This is a genomic window from Curtobacterium sp. MCBA15_007 (assembly GCF_001864905.1).
GTDB lineage: Bacteria > Actinomycetota > Actinomycetes > Actinomycetales > Microbacteriaceae > Curtobacterium > Curtobacterium poinsettiae.
Window position 1 is genome coordinate 3,450 of record NZ_MJGM01000035.1, and the last position, 415, is coordinate 3,864.

The window sequence follows — 415 nt, forward strand, 5'->3', positions numbered from 1 at the left end:
ACCGCGCCTCCCGTCCGTTTCCGCACCCGTTCCCGGACCCGTGCCAGGCCTGGTCGGCGACCGTCCGGACGGACCGTCATCCCGTTCGGGCACGCAGTGTCCGACTGCTAGGGTCGTTACGGCGACGTTACGGGGCGTATCGTCCACCACACGCGGGCCCGCCAGGGTGCGCGACTCCCGAAAGCAGCGCCCCCTGGGCGCTCCACACTCACCAGGAGATCCATTGACCGTCAAGATCGGTATCAACGGCTTCGGCCGCATCGGCCGTAACTTCTTCCGGGCCGCCCTCGCGAAGGGCTCCGACCTCGAGATCGTGGCGGTGAACGACCTCACCGACAACGCGTCGCTCGCCAACCTGCTGAAGTTCGACTCCATCACGGGTCGTCTCGGCGTCTCCGTCGAGCTCGACGGCGAC

1 protein-coding gene is annotated in these 415 nt (G+C 68.0%); it reads left to right on the forward strand.

The features are described from left to right. Positions 1–223: 223 nt before the first annotated feature. Positions 224–415: glyceraldehyde 3-phosphate dehydrogenase NAD-binding domain-containing protein (locus BIU95_RS13285; protein ID WP_302846969.1), on the forward strand; the 192-nt coding region annotated here is incomplete at its 3' end.